Annotated in this window: 15 protein-coding genes; 5 read left to right on the top strand and 10 right to left on the bottom strand. The window is 61.0% G+C overall.

The features are described from left to right. Positions 1–21 precede the first annotated feature (21 nt). A complete protein-coding gene (locus PMI27_RS10515) occupies positions 22–813 on the bottom strand; it encodes a YfaP family protein (RefSeq protein ID WP_008153544.1) in 792 nt (263 codons plus the stop codon). Positions 814–1090: 277 nt separating this feature from the next. Between PMI27_RS10515 and PMI27_RS10520 the strand changes: the two genes are divergently transcribed. The 5 genes from PMI27_RS10520 to PMI27_RS10540 all read left to right on the top strand — a co-directional run bounded on the left by PMI27_RS10520 (position 1091) and on the right by PMI27_RS10540 (position 7680). Continuing rightward, positions 1091–2236: a Fic family protein gene (locus PMI27_RS10520; protein WP_008153543.1), complete on the top strand. Its 1146-nt coding sequence runs from the start codon at positions 1091–1093 to the stop codon at positions 2234–2236. Positions 2237–2498: 262 nt separating this feature from the next. Then, entirely contained in the window at positions 2499–2741 is a 243-nt protein-coding gene (locus tag PMI27_RS10525) for an exodeoxyribonuclease VII small subunit (protein ID WP_007894317.1), read from the top strand. Continuing rightward, complete coding sequence (locus PMI27_RS10530) at positions 2738–3640, top strand: polyprenyl synthetase family protein (RefSeq protein WP_008153541.1); 903 nt, start codon at positions 2738–2740, stop codon at positions 3638–3640. The genes PMI27_RS10525 and PMI27_RS10530 overlap by 4 nt, the downstream gene beginning before the upstream one ends. Before the next feature lie 92 nt (positions 3641–3732). After that, positions 3733–5631: a 1-deoxy-D-xylulose-5-phosphate synthase gene (gene dxs / locus PMI27_RS10535; RefSeq protein ID WP_008153540.1), complete on the top strand. Its 1899-nt coding sequence runs from the start codon at positions 3733–3735 to the stop codon at positions 5629–5631. Between the two features lie 165 nt (positions 5632–5796). Then, positions 5797–7680, top strand: coding sequence for a TonB-dependent receptor domain-containing protein (locus PMI27_RS10540; RefSeq protein ID WP_008153539.1), 1884 nt, complete (start codon positions 5797–5799; stop codon positions 7678–7680). Positions 7681–7784: 104 nt separating this feature from the next. Here PMI27_RS10540 and PMI27_RS10545 read toward each other — a convergent pair whose 3' ends face one another. From PMI27_RS10545 to ribBA, 9 genes are all read right to left on the bottom strand, one after another. Further along, entirely contained in the window at positions 7785–8621 is an 837-nt protein-coding gene (locus PMI27_RS10545; protein ID WP_008153538.1) for a cobalamin-binding protein, read from the bottom strand. Beyond that, positions 8621–9040: a hypothetical protein gene (locus PMI27_RS10550; RefSeq protein ID WP_008153537.1), complete on the bottom strand. Its 420-nt coding sequence runs from the start codon at positions 9038–9040 to the stop codon at positions 8621–8623. Before PMI27_RS10550 ends, PMI27_RS10545 begins: the two co-directional genes overlap by 1 nt. Further along, positions 9037–9654 carry a GTP cyclohydrolase II gene (ribA, locus tag PMI27_RS10555; protein WP_008153535.1) on the bottom strand — a complete coding sequence of 206 codons (618 nt, stop codon included), beginning with the start codon at positions 9652–9654 and terminating at the stop codon, positions 9037–9039. The genes PMI27_RS10550 and ribA overlap by 4 nt, the downstream gene beginning before the upstream one ends. A 252-nt stretch (positions 9655–9906) precedes the next feature. After that, positions 9907–10644, bottom strand: a complete 738-nt coding sequence (locus PMI27_RS10560; protein WP_008153533.1) for a substrate-binding periplasmic protein — start codon at positions 10642–10644, stop codon at positions 9907–9909. 22 nt (positions 10645–10666) lie between these two features. Continuing rightward, positions 10667–11170 (bottom strand): phosphatidylglycerophosphatase A family protein, encoded by a 504-nt coding sequence (locus PMI27_RS10565; protein ID WP_008153532.1) that lies wholly within the window; start codon positions 11168–11170, stop codon positions 10667–10669. Continuing rightward, entirely contained in the window at positions 11167–12132 is a 966-nt protein-coding gene (thiL, locus tag PMI27_RS10570; RefSeq protein WP_008153531.1) for a thiamine-phosphate kinase, read from the bottom strand. The genes PMI27_RS10565 and thiL overlap by 4 nt, the downstream gene beginning before the upstream one ends. Before the next feature lie 18 nt (positions 12133–12150). Next, a complete protein-coding gene (nusB, locus tag PMI27_RS10575) occupies positions 12151–12651 on the bottom strand; it encodes a transcription antitermination factor NusB (protein ID WP_008153530.1) in 501 nt (166 codons plus the stop codon). Next, a complete protein-coding gene (ribH, locus tag PMI27_RS10580) occupies positions 12648–13124 on the bottom strand; it encodes a 6,7-dimethyl-8-ribityllumazine synthase (protein WP_003185938.1) in 477 nt (158 codons plus the stop codon). Before ribH ends, nusB begins: the two co-directional genes overlap by 4 nt. Before the next feature lie 233 nt (positions 13125–13357). Continuing rightward, entirely contained in the window at positions 13358–14449 is a 1092-nt protein-coding gene (ribBA, locus tag PMI27_RS10585; protein ID WP_008153526.1) for a bifunctional 3,4-dihydroxy-2-butanone-4-phosphate synthase/GTP cyclohydrolase II, read from the bottom strand. Positions 14450–14461: the final 12 nt, after the last annotated feature.

Here is a 14461-nt window from a genome sequence, read left to right as displayed (position 1 = left end):
GTCATCCGTGGAGCGGGATGTTTAATAGTTGAAAGTCTTGACCAGCAGCAGGTCGCCGATTGCCCGCAAAGGCACGATGAAGGTCTCGCGTTTTTCGTCGACGGTGTTTTCGTTGAGCACCAGGTTGATCTGCGAGGTGATCACCTCGTTCTGGTTGCTGGTCTCATCGAAGTTATAGCCGCCACTGCCAAAGTTGCCCCAATAGTTCACGTAAACCAGATAGGTGCCATGCATCGGCGCGGTCATGGTGAACATTTCCGGGCCGGGGCCATCGACGCCATCCGGGTCCAGACCACCGCCGTTGCTCATCGCCGGGCGAGCCCAGAACGCATGCTGGCCGTCGGGGGTAATGATGTGCAGGTCGAGTTCGGCTTTCGGATCGTCCCAACCCAGCACCACGCGAATCCGCGCCGGGGTGCGCAGGTTGTTGGCTTCATAGAATTGAACGCGCTTGAGCGATTTGCCTTCAGCGCTGCGTACTTCAACGCTGTTGGAGCCGGCGCCGAACGCATACGGCCGGGCGAAACGCCCTTGGTCGTCGGTGTACAGATTCAGAGGATTGCCGTTGACGGCCAGGGTGTGCGGCCCTCGCTGAGTGCCAATGGCCTTGAGTTGGCCCTGGATCATGGTGCGATTGCGCTGCACACCGCGATCGATCGGTGGCGTGGGATAGGCGACTTGAGGATATTCGCTGCGATCGAGCAGGCCGTTGTAGCGCCAGCCGCCGACCGGCTCCGACAACTCGGCCGTCGGCTCGGCCCAGGCAGCGGTCGCGCAGACGAGCCCCATCAGCAATAGAAGAAATGAACGCATGTGACGCCTCCTGCCATGCATAACGAAACCTTGCGCCCGATCCTCGGCGCGTTACAGATCCAAAAACTGCGTTTCGTCAGAAAGACCCATGACTTTCGGGTCGTAGAAGGCGCGAAGATTAGCCATTCGGCGGTTTTTTAACAATCAGATACATCTATTTTTGCGGTGGGATTCACGCTGTCAGGTGGACGGTGAGCCGAATAGGCGTCATATTCGGCTCAATATATGAGCCGAATAGCATTTCTATTCGGCTCACCACTCCAAGAGTACCGAGTTCATGGCACCTCACTGGATCTGGCAGCAGCCCGATTGGCCCAACTTCAACTGGCAAGCAGAGCGGTTGGGGCCGTTTTTGCGCGAGTGTGTCCAAGCCCAAGGGCGATTGATGGGCATGGCGAGTTCAGTGGGCAGTTCGCTTAGCGCCCAGAGCGAACTGGATGCACTGTTGCAGAACATCGTGACCTCATCCGCCATTGAGGGTGAGCAGCTCAATGTCGGCTCGGTTCGCTCGTCATTGGCGCGGCGGCTGGGCCTGGAGCTGGACGATGCTAATAATGTCAGCCAGCGCAGTGAAGGGCTGGCGCAATTGATGCTCGACGCCACTCAGCATTTCGCTGAACCGCTGACGCTGGAGCGATTACTGGATTGGCACGAATGGCTGTTTCCCGAGCAAGAGACCGATCTCGCCGCCCGGCCGATCCGTGTCGGTGCGCTACGCGGCGATGATCCAATGCAAGTAGTGTCCGGCCGCCTCGACAGACCAACCGTTCACTTCGAAGCCCCGCCTCGTCAGGGCCTTGAGCGACAGCTCGACACCTTCCTCTCCTGGTTTACCGCCAGCCGGAATCAGGCGGGACTTGATCCATTGCTGCGGGCCGGCATCGCGCACTTCTGGTTTGTCACACTGCACCCCTTCGACGATGGCAACGGTCGCCTGACGCGAACGATCACCGATCTGGCATTGGCTCAGGGTGAAGACCAAGCCATCCGCTTCTATGCCATGTCCGCGAGCATTCTCGAAGACCGGTCCGGCTATTATCGAGTGCTCGAATCCTGCCAAAAAGCCACACTGGATATCACCGAGTGGCTGGAATGGTTTCTGCAAACCCTGCTGCGCAGCTTGCAACAGGCCATGGCGCGGATCGAAAGCGTGCTGGGTAAGGCGCGTTTCTGGCAGGCGCACCGGGAATCAGAGCTTTCAACCGAGCAAACCAAGGTGCTGAACCGCTTACTCGATGGTGGGGAACGAGGTTTCTCGGAGGGCATCAGTGCGGCGCAGTATCAGGCCGTGGCGAAGGTATCCAAAGCTACCGCAACCCGTCATCTGACCGAGTTGTTGGAGAAAGGATGCCTCATACGCCTGCCTGGTGGTGGGCGCAGTACCCGCTATCAAATCAGCTATCCCGGTGACTCAACACAGTAACCTGCTGCGACACACAACTGTGGCGAGGGGATTTATCCCCGTTGGGTCGCGAAGCGGCCCCCAGCGTCCGGCCAAACAGACCGAGTTGTCCGGATTGACGACTGCTTCGCAGCCGAACGGGGCGATGCGGCGTTCCACTAAATCCCCTCGCCACAGGGTTGGTTTACTGGGAAATACAGCGGTTGAGTCTCCCGCTCATTTGCCCATAACCCCCATGTCTGCTAGTGTCGCGCCGGTTTAACGTCAACCGGAAATAGCCGCCATGGCCCGCAAAAAAGCTGCACTGGATTTCGAACAATCTCTCGCTGACCTGCAAACGCTGGTAGAGCGTCTGGAGAACGGCGAATTGTCGCTGGAAGACTCGCTGACGGCTTTCGAGCAAGGCATCGGTCTGACCCGCGATTGCCAGGCGGCGCTGGCCCAGGCCGAGCAAAAGGTTCAGGTGCTGCTCGAGCGTGACGGCGAACTGGCCGAGGAACCCTTCGACGCGGATCAACCAGAATGATTGCAGCGTATTCGGCGACCAGCCAGGCCCGCGTCAACGCAGCACTGGAAACCCTGTTCAGCGCGCCAAGCCCTGAGCTCGCGCGCCTGTACGAAGCCATGCGCTACAGCGTGATGAATGGCGGCAAACGGGTTCGCCCGCTGCTGGCCTACGCCGCGTGCGAAGCGCTGGGCGGCAAGGCTGAGCAGGCCAACGGCGCAGCGTGCGCGGTGGAGTTGATTCACGCTTATTCCCTGGTGCATGACGATTTGCCGGCCATGGACGACGACGATCTGCGTCGCGGCCAGCCGACTACTCACAAAAAATTCGATGAAGCCTGCGCGATTCTGGCCGGTGACGGCTTGCAGAGCCTGGCCTTCAGCGCCCTGCTTGATCCACGCCTGAGCAACTCTGACGCTGCTCTCACCTCCGATCACCTCCGCCTGCAAATGGTCAGTGCTCTCGCATTGGCCGCAGGCCCGGCCGGTATGGTCGGCGGTCAGGCCATCGACCTTGGTTCGGTCGGTCTGAAACTCGATCAAAAAGCCCTCGAATACATGCACCGGCACAAGACCGGCGCGCTGATCGAGGTCAGCGTCAAACTCGGCGCCTTGGCCAGCGGCCGCGCGGAGAAGGACGAACTGAAGTCTTTGCAGACTTATGCACAGGCTATCGGTCTGGCGTTCCAGGTGCAGGACGACATTCTCGACGTCGAAAGCGATACCGAAACCCTCGGCAAGCGCCAAGGCGCCGACATCGCACGTGACAAGCCGACCTATCCGGCTCTGCTCGGCCTCGACGCTGCCAAGGCCTACGCCCTGGAACTGCGTGATCAGGCCCTGCACGCGCTGCGACCGTTTGACGCGGCGGCCGAGCCGTTGCGCGATCTGGCCCGCTATATCGTCACCCGCCGTAGCTGACGGCGTATCCGCCAAGTTAAAACCAACGCGTGGGCAGGGGGCGATGCATCAGGTAAACTGCCGCATCTTTTATACCTATAACGATTCGCCTGATGCCCACGACGTTTCATGAGATTCCCCGCAAGCGCCCGACCACGCCCCTGCTCGACCGTGCCAACACGCCGGACGGCCTGCGCCGGTTAGGCGAAGCCGAGCTGGAAACCCTGGCCGATGAGTTGCGCCTGGAATTGCTCTACACGGTCGGTCAGACCGGCGGGCATTTCGGTGCTGGCCTGGGCGTCATCGAGCTGACTATCGCGCTGCATTACGTCTTCGACACCCCGGATGACCGGCTGGTGTGGGACGTGGGTCATCAGGCTTATCCGCACAAAATCCTCACCGGCCGTCGCGAGCGCATGGGCACCCTGCGCCAGAAGGACGGCGTCGCGGCCTTCCCGCGTCGGTCCGAGAGCGAGTACGACACCTTTGGCGTCGGCCACTCCAGCACCTCGATCAGCGCAGCGCTGGGCATGGCCATTGCCGCCCGCCTGCAAAACAGTGATCGCAAGGCGATCGCCGTGATCGGCGACGGCGCATTGACCGCCGGCATGGCCTTCGAGGCGCTGAACCATGCGCCGGAAGTGGACGCCAACATGCTGGTAATCCTCAACGACAACGACATGTCGATCTCGCGCAACGTCGGCGGGCTGTCGAACTATCTGGCGAAAATCCTTTCCAGCCGCACTTACGCGAGCATGCGTGAAGGCAGCAAAAAGGTCCTGTCGCGCCTGCCCGGCGCCTGGGAAATCGCCCGTCGCACCGAAGAATACGCCAAAGGCATGCTGGTTCCCGGCACGCTGTTTGAAGAACTGGGCTGGAACTACATCGGCCCGATCGATGGCCACGACCTGCCGACCCTGATCGCCACCCTGCGCAACATGCGCGATCTGAAAGGCCCGCAGTTCCTGCACGTCGTCACCAAGAAAGGCAAAGGCTTCGCCCCGGCGGAAGTCGACCCGATCGGTTACCACGCGATCACCAAACTCGAACCGCTGGACGCTCCGGCCGCCGCGCCGAAGAAAGCGGGCGGACCGAAGTATTCCGGCGTATTTGGTGAATGGCTATGCGACATGGCCGCGTCTGATCCGCGTTTGGTGGGCATCACTCCCGCGATGAAGGAAGGCTCCGATCTGGTGGCCTTCAGCGAGCGTTTCCCGCTGCGCTATTTCGATGTGGCGATTGCCGAGCAACACGCTGTGACCCTCGCTGCCGGCATGGCCTGCGAAGGCGCGAAACCGGTGGTGGCGATTTATTCGACGTTCCTGCAACGTGGCTACGACCAATTGATTCATGACGTCGCGGTGCAAAACCTCGACGTACTGTTCGCCATCGACCGCGCCGGTCTGGTGGGCGAAGACGGCCCGACTCACGCGGGCAGCTTCGACCTGTCGTTCCTGCGCTGCATCCCCGGCATGCTGGTGATGACCCCGAGCGACGAAAACGAACTGCGCAAAATGCTCACCACCGGCCACCTGTTCAACGGCCCGGCGGCGGTGCGTTACCCGCGCGGCTCTGGCCCGAACGCGACGATCGAGAAAAACCTCGAGCCGATCGAAATCGGCAAGGGTGTGGTTCGTCGTCAGGGCAGCAAAGTCGCCCTGCTGGTGTTCGGCGTGCAACTGGCCGAGGCGCTGAAAGTCGCCGAGACGCTGGATGCCACCGTGGTCGACATGCGCTTCGTCAAACCGCTCGATGAAGCACTGGTTCGCGAAATCGCTGGTAGCCATGAATTGCTGGTGACCATCGAAGAGAACGCGATCATGGGCGGTGCCGGTGGCGCCGTCAGCGAGTTTCTCGCCCGTGAAAACATCCTCAAGTCGATGCTGCACCTGGGCTTGCCGGACAGTTACGTCGAGCACGCCAAGCCTGCGCAAATGCTGGCCGAATGCGGGCTGGATGAGGCCGGGATCGAAGCGTCGGTGCGTGAGCGTTTGCAACTGCTGAACATCTGACCTACTGGATACACGCAATACCCTGTGGGAGCGAGCCTGCTCGCGATAGCGGACTGACAGTCAACAATTCTTTGACTGACACACCGTCATCGCGAGCAGGCTCGCTCCCACATTGGTTTTCATGCCTTTCAAAACTGTATTCGCTCCAAAGCCAACGGATTACCGATGAAACTCTCCCCCCTCGCCCTGACGCTGACGCTCCTGCCGGCCGGCCAACTGCTGGCCGACACCTTCGAGCGCGATCAGGCCCTGAAGCTTCCCGACGTGCTGATCAGCGCCAACCGTCAGGTCGAAGCGCGCAATGACAGCAGCGCCGCCAACACCGTGTTCACCCGCGAAGACATTGATCGTCTGCAGCCAAGCAGCGTCACTGACTTGCTGCGTCGTGTGCCGGGCGTACAGGTCGGGCAAACCGGCGGGCGCGGCAGTTTGCCGGGGATTTACATTCGCGGCACCAAGTCGGCCCAGAGCCTGGTGCTGGTCGACGGCCAGCGCATCGGCAACGCCACCTCCGGCGACAGCAACCTGCAACACATCAACATCGAACAGGTCGAGCGCGTGGAAGTGTTGCGCGGCTCCCGCTCGGTGATTTATGGCAGCGATGCGATTGGCGGAGTGATCCAGATCTTCACTCGTCGCGGCGGCGAGCAAGGCCTGCAACCGCGAATGCACGTGGGCTTTGGCAGCAACCAGACCTGGGAACGCAGCCTCGGGCTGTCCGGCGGCGACGAGCAGACCCGGTTCAACCTCGGCGCCAGCCTCGATGAAACCGCCGGAATCAATCGCACCCGTGAGTCGTATCCCAGCGATGGCGATCATGACGAGTACCGCAACCAATCGATGAGTTTGAGCCTGAGTCACGCCCTCACCGATGACATCGAAATTGGCGCCAACCTGCTGGATAACCGTGGCAAAAGTGAGTTCGACAATCCGTTCGGCCGCTTCGACATGGACACGTTCGAGTCAGTCCAGCAGCAGCCCTACAGCGACTTCGCGGTGAGCAGCGTCAGCAGTTACGTCGATGCGCGGATCAATGACCTGTGGAAAACCCGTGTCGAGTTCGGCCACAGCGAAAACCGCGAGAAGACTTTGGACAAGCTCAGTGACGAACGCAGCGTGTTCAACACGTATCGCGACTCGGTTAACTGGCAGAACGACCTGACCCTCGACGCGCGCAACAGCTTGATCCTCGGCGGCGACTGGTATGAGGACCGGGTCAACAGCAGCACGCCATTCGACGAGGACAGCCGCTGGAACCGTGCCGCGTTCATTCAGCATCATTACCAGGCGGACAGCTTCTCCACCGAACTGGGCCTGCGCCGCGATCAGAACCAGCAGTTCGGCGGCCAGAACAGCTGGAGCGGCACCTTCACTCTGCCGCTGAATCCGGACAACGATGTGCTGCTGACCTACAGCGAAGGCTTCCGCGCGCCGACGTTCAATGACCTGTATTACCCCGACTTCAGTAATCCGGACCTGAAACCCGAGACCTCGAAAAGCTACGAGCTGCAATGGCGCAGTCAACTGACCGACACCGCTCGCCTGGAAGCTTCGCTTTACCGTACGGACCTGGAAGACGCGATTATTTTCGGCAGTAACAACCGGCCGCAGAACGTCGCCTCGGCACGCATCAACGGTTTCGAAGCGGCTTTGAAACAGGAACTGTTCGGCTGGCAGAGCAACCTCGGCGTGGCGATCATCGACCCGCGGGATCGCGACAGCGGCCACACCCTGGCTCGGCGCGCGCGGCGGACCTTGAGCCTGGATCTGGATCGGCAGTTTGACCGGCTAGGGCTCGGCGCCAGCTGGCAGGCTGTGAGCAGCAGCTATGACGATGAGAACAATCAGCAGCCGTTAGGCGGGTACGCGTTGCTGGGGTTGCGTAGCAGCTGGGAATTGAATCGTGAGATCAAGCTTGAGCTGAAGGTCGATAACCTGTTGGACAAGGGTTACAGCCGGGCGCTGTACAGTCATGACGGTAGTCAGTATGGGTATCGAGAGGAAGGTCGGGCGTGGATGTTTGGGGTGACCTGGACACCGGAGCTATAAAGACTGGCGCAGTCACCTGTGGCGAGGGGGCTTGCCCCCGTTGGGCCGCGAAGCGGCCCCCAGTCCAGCCACCAAGTTTTATCAGACACAACGCGTTAACCGGATTACGGCCGCTGCGCGGCCGAACGGGGGCAAGCCCCCTCGCCACAGGGCGCAATCACCTGGCACAATTTCGCCGTCGCTTCGATCATCTGCCCGCTCGGCCGCTCCAGCCCCTTATCCGTTACCAAAAGCAATTGCCCCTGCGCCACTGCGGCAACCTGCGGCCAGGCTTTCCACGCATCGAGTTGCGACTGATCACTGGCCAGAATCACCTCGGGATTACGCTGCAATACCGCCTCAATACTGACCTGCGGCGCCGGCAGCGTCAGGTCGGCAAACACATTGCGCGCCCCGCACACTTCAAGCGCATCGCTGATGATCTGCCCGCCGCCTACGGTGTACAGCGGCCGATCCCAGACCTGATAAAACACCCGCAATGGCACATCTCGACGATAACGCTGGCGTAGCGAATCCAGTCGCTGACGCAACTTCTCAGCCAATGAAACACCACGCTCCGGACGGCCGAGCTGCGAGGCAATCGCCTCAATCTGCGCAGTGAGTTGTTCGAGGTTGTGGGGTTCGGCAACGTAGGTCGGGATGTTCAACCGCTTGAGTTGTTCACGCTGGGCCGGGCCAACGCTGCCGGGCCAGAGCAACAACAGATCGGGCTTGAGACTGAGCAGCTGTTCCATGTCCAGCTGGCCATAGCGGCCAACCGAAGGCAGATCTTTGAGCTCGGCAGGACGCTCACCGGCATCCAGCACACCCACCAGCAGGTCGGCTGAACCCAGCTCAACAACGATTTCAGAGAGCGATGGCGCGAGGCTGACAACGCGTTCGACCGCAGCCGCCTGGCCACTGACGGCCAGCAGCAAAACCGCCAGCCAGACGGGCCGCATCAGCCGAGTTGACGCGGAATACGGTAGAGGTAAAACAGCACCAGGGTCGACAGCGCCAGCAGCATCAACGGCACGGCTTCGAGGCCGACGAATACCGCCAGCGCAGCGATCCAGGCCGGCAGGCCGGCAGCCAGGAACGCCGCGCGACGCTTGGCAGCCAGGGCGATCCAGGCAGCAGGCTCTTCAGGGGTGTCGAGGGCTTTTTGAGTGGCGATCAGCGCGTGTTTGTAGCCGCCAAAGAATTTCAGGCTGACAAACATCGATGCCACACCGGCGATGAACAACGGCATCGCCAGCACCGGCAGGATCGCCTCGCTCTGACCAAATACGCCGTTGATCACGAACAGCGGCACCAAGGCCAGCGCCAGGTATTGCCACCAATTGACGGACAGTCGCCGCCGAACCTGACCGCGGGTCACGCCCGGTCAGCCTCACCCTGATGCTCGTTGCCCATCATGTGGTCGAGCTTGCTGGCCTTGGTGGCCAGGTAGAGTTTGTTATGCGGGTTATGGCCGGTGTGCAGCGGCACGCGCTCGGCGACCACGATGCCCATGTCGGTCAAGGCTTTGACCTTGCGTGGGTTGTTGGTCATCAGACGCAGGGATTTCACACCCAGGTGCTCCAGCATCGGCAGGCACATGGCGTAGTCACGTTGGTCAGCGGCAAAGCCCAGACGCTCGTTGGCTTCAACGGTATCGGCGCCGCCATCCTGCAATTCATAGGCGCGGATCTTGTTCAGCAGGCCAATGCCGCGACCTTCCTGACGCAAGTACAGCAATACGCCACGGCCCTCACGGGCGATGGCCTGCAAGGCGGCCTCAAGTTGCGAGCCGCAGTCGCAACGCTGGCTGAACAAGGCATCGCCGGTCAGGCATTCGGAGTGCAACCGGCCGAGTACCGGGGCACCGTCGGCAAACTCACCCAGGCTCAGCACAACGTGCTCGCGCCCGTTGTCTTCATCGAGAAAGCCGTGCATGGTGAATTGCGCAAAAGGCGTTGGCAGCTTGGAAGCGGCGACAAAAACGACAGGCACCGGTGTGCTCCTGATCAATAAGTACTGGAGATTCGCAGACGCGGCATTGTAACAGCACGTTCCGACAGACGCTTAGGCTGAATTATGGGGCATAACAATCAAAAAGTTAGATCTCAAGCCACCACAGCCCCCCTGTGGGAGTGAGCCTGCTCGCGATAGCGGTCTGCCTTTCACCATTGATGTCGACTGATACACCGTCATCGCGAGCAGGCTCACTCCCACAGGGTTAATCAAGCGCTACAGGGTTCCCGCTTAGTTTGGGTCGAATGGATAGGGTTGTTTCCAGCGTTCGAAGATCGGTTTCAGCTGGCCGCTTTTCACCAGCTGCTCCATGCGTTCGTCGAACAGCGCCATCAGCGTCTGGGCCTTGGGGGTCTTGGCAAAGCACAGATACAGCGGCAATTCCGCAATGTGGGTGCGACGGAACTGCGACGGATCCTTGGCCCTCCTGAGGACATAGTCGACCTCGGTCAGCGCGTCGATGTAAAAGTCAGCGCGGTTGCGGGTCAACATCGACAAAATCCCGGTACGCCGTAGTACTTCGTTATAGCGGCGTACGTTGGGCAGGTAATCCTGATAGTCGTAGCCGCGAATCCAGGCCAGTCGATAGTTGCCCAGGGTTTCCAGGGTCGGCGCGGGGTTGCTGACCAGCCCCAGGGCATAGATGTGATCGGTATCGAAGTTCCAGCGCGGATAGAGCAGATCGCTGGACTCATCAAGATAGGAGCCGACACAGGCATCCACTTCGCCGCGCTGGGCCAGCCCCATGGAGCGCACGTAAGGTTCGCTGCGGATGTCCAGTTTGACCCCTGCCGGCTCGAAGACTTCCCGCAATACGTCCCAGCCCAGACCGTGGCCATCGGCGGCGGTGTAGTCTTCCCAGTCTTCGCTGGCCAGATGAATCACCGACGGCGTCGTCACTGCATCGTCCGCCTGAACGAGCGAGCTGAACACCGCAAAGACCATCGCCATCAACCAGCGTCGAGCCATCCCTAGTCCTCTGCTTCGCCACTCAGGCGAAAAACCAAACCAATCCCTGCATCCCCAGCCACGCAAACACCCCGGCCAATACATCATCGAGCATGATCCCGACGCCGCCATGCACATGCCGGTCGATCCAGCGAATCGGCCACGGCTTGAGGATGTCGAAGAAGCGGAACATCAAAAACCCCGCCAGCAACCAGTACCAACCTTCCGGCACCAGCCACAGGGTGATCCACATCCCGACCATTTCATCCCAGACGATGCCTTCGTGGTCGTGCACCCGCAAATCGTCGGCGACCTTGCCGCACAGCCAGAAGCCAAACAGCATGGTGATGCCGAGCATCAGCCAGTAACCCCAATCGGGCAGCATCTGCCACAACGGAATAAAGGGTAGCGCAACTAACGAACCCCAGGTGCCCGGTGCTTTTGGCAAGGTGCCCGAGCCAAAGCCGAACGCCAGGAAGTGCCACGGATTGCGCCAGACCGACGGCGGTACGAATTCCGCCGGGACCTGTTTGGGATGATCTGTCACGGTGTCTCCCGAAAATGTTGATAACCCCGGGTTTGCGGGGTGATGTCTTGTCCGTCGGCGTCCAGCAGCACCACGCCCTGCCCCGTCACGACACGGCCGACCACATGGATCGGCCAGCCGTCGTTCAACAACTGCGCTAACTCGACGGGCGGCAAGGTAAAGGCCAACACGTAATCATCACCACCGCTCAGGGCCGCTTTTTCGGCACCCGACTGACCGAGGAAGGCCACTAAAGCGTTCGACAACGGCAGCGTGTCCCGTTCAACCTGAATGCCGACCTTCGACGCGAGCGCGATGTGCCCACAGTCCGCGAGCAGGCCGTCGGAGATGTCCAGCGCCGAGGTGGCTTTGCCGCGCAGTGCCTGGCCCAATGCGAGTTGCGGCTGCGGCGACCAGTAATGTGCCAGCAGCGGATCGGCGATGGTGGCTTCAGCTGTACGCTGACCGAGCACCAGCGGCAATGCCCCCGCCGCGTTGCCAAGCTCACCGCCAACGCACAGCAAATCGCCTGGCTGCGCACCGCTGCGGGTCAACGCCAAGCCTGCCGGCACACGACCGAACACCGTCATGGTCAGGCTCAACGGCCCTCGGGTGGTATCACCGCCCACCAGCGCCACACCGCAGCGCTGCGCCATGATGTTCAAACCACGGGCGTAGGCGTCCAGCCAATCGGCGGTCACCGTCGGCAAGGTCAGGGCAAGGGTAAAGGCAACGGGAGTGGCGCCCATGGCAGCCAGATCGCTGACGGCCACAGCCAGCGAGCGCTGACCGAGCAGAAACGGGTCGCAAGGGTCTGCGAAATGCACACCGGCAACCAGTGTGTCGGTAGAAATGGCCAACTGCTCCCCGGGGGGAACAGCCAGCAAGGCGCAGTCATCGCCGATCCCGAGGGCAACGCCTTCGCCGCCCTGCGCACAAGGCGCGGCGGCGAAGAAATTGCGGATCAGCTCAAACTCGCCCATGGCATCTCCAAGCGCGGATTAGCGCTTGAACGCCTTCACTTCAGCTTCACGCAGACGCGGGGCCAGTTTGTCGAGTACACCGTTGACGAACTTGTGGCCGTCGGTGGAACCGAAGACTTTCGCCAGCTCGATACCTTCGTTGATCACAACGCGGTACGGCACGTCGACGCGCTTGAGCAGTTCCCAGGTCGACAGGCGCAGAACGGCCAGTTCAACCGGGTCCAGCTCTTCGATGGTGATGTCCAGGCACGGCGTCAGTGCAGCGTCGATTTCAGGCTTGTGGGCCGGAACGCCGTGCAGGATGTCGTGAAAGTAAGCGGCATCGACATCGCTGAAATCGTTATCGACCCGAAACTGCGCTTCGATCTCGTTCAAAGATTGCTTGGCCATGTGCCATTGGTACAGCGCCTGAGTCGCGAGCTGACGGGCTTCGCGACGCTTGACGCTTTTCGATGGCTTGCCGGCATCCGCAGGCTTTGGATCGCGCGGGTTGAAACGATCGCTTTCGTCGCTAATCACTTGGCCTCCAACTGCGCCAGCAGGCTGACCATTTCCAGAGCGGACAGGGCAGCTTCAGCACCTTTGTTACCGGCCTTGGTGCCGGAACGTTCGATGGCTTGCTCGATGGAATCAACGGTCAGCACGCCAAATGCGACTGGAACGCCGAACTCCATGGACACCTGGGCCAGGCCCTTGGTGCATTCGCCAGCCACGTATTCGAAATGCGGAGTACCGCCACGAATGACCGCGCCCAGGGCGATGATTGCCGCGTATTCGCCCTTCTGAGCGACTTTCTGCGCAACCAGCGGGATTTCGAAGGCGCCAGGTGCGCGGATGATGGTGATGTCGCTTTCGCTCACGCCGTGGCGAACCAGGGCATCAACTGCACCGCTGACCAGACTTTCAACGACGAAGCTGTTGAAGCGGCCTACTACCAAAGCGTAGCGGCCTTTAGGGGCGATGAAGGTACCTTCGATGGTCTTCAGGGTCATTCGTTAGATCTCTTAAAGAGCCGGGACGCGTCTCGTACGCGTCCCTCAGTGATATTAGCCACGAATACACGGCCGGAAAAACCGCATTGCTGCTCGACTACACCCCTGTGGCGAGGGGATTTATCCCCGTTGGGCTGCGTAGCGGCCCCTATTTTGGGACTGCTACGCAGTCCAACGGGGATAAATCCCCTCGCCACAATGGGTGAACACCAGCAATACGAATCTCCGGGTCATTATTCGGAGGGCACGTATTCTACAACTTCCAGATCGAAACCGGATATCGCATTAAATTTCATTGGCGCACTCATCAGACGCATTTTGCGCACGCCCAGGTCCCGAAGGATCTGCGAACCGGCACCAACGATGCTGTAGGTGGTCGGTTTTTTCGCCGGAACGTGCTCCGCGGTTTCGCGGATATGCGCCAGCAACACGTCGCCATCGAGCGGGTGGCCGAGCAACAGCACGACACCGCTACCAGCCTCGGCAACCGCGGCCATCGCGGCGCGCAGGCTCCAGCGGCCAGGCTGCTTGACCATCAACAGGTCGCGCAGCGGGTCCATGTTGTGCACCCGAACCAGGGTCGGCTCTTCGGCGCACACGGTGCCCAAAGTCAGGGCCATGTGCACGTCGCCTTCCACGGAATCACGATAGGTCACCAGGTTGAATTGGCCCAGTTCGCTGTCCAGCGGCTGCTCGGCAATCCGCTGAACGGTACGTTCGTGGATCATCCGGTAGTGAATCAGGTCGGCGATGGTGCCGATCTTGATGTTGTGTTCGGCAGCAAACGCTTCCAGTTCGGCGCGGCGGGACATGGTGCCGTCGTCGTTCATCACTTCGCAGATCACGCCGCTCGGCTCGAAACCGGCCATGCGCGCCAGGTCGCACGCCGCTTCGGTGTGGCCGGCGCGAGCGAGGGTGCCGCCGGCCTGGGCCATCAGCGGGAAGATGTGGCCGGGGCTGACGATGTCTTCAGCCTTGGCTTCTTTCGCGGCGGCCGCTTGCACGGTGCGCGCACGGTCAGCAGCAGAGATGCCGGTGGTCACGCCGGTGGCTGCTTCGATGGACACGGTGAACTTGGTGCCGAAGCCGGAACCGTTGCGCGGCGCCATCAAGGGCAGCTTCAGCAGTTCGCAGCGCTCGCGGCTCATCGGCATGCAGATCAGGCCACGGGCGTGCTTGGCCATGAAGTTGATGTGTTCAGGCTGGCAGCACTCGGCGGCCATGATCAGGTCGCCTTCGTTCTCGCGGTCTTCGTCATCCATGAGGATGACCATCTTGCCTTGGCGGATGTCTTCAACCAGTTCTTCGATGCTATTGAGCGCCACAAGGCACCCCCT

It is taken from the genome of Pseudomonas sp. GM41(2012) (assembly GCF_000282315.2).
In the GTDB taxonomy this organism is placed as follows: Bacteria; Pseudomonadota; Gammaproteobacteria; order Pseudomonadales; family Pseudomonadaceae; genus Aquipseudomonas.
This window is presented reverse-complemented; position numbering and strand designations above follow the sequence as displayed.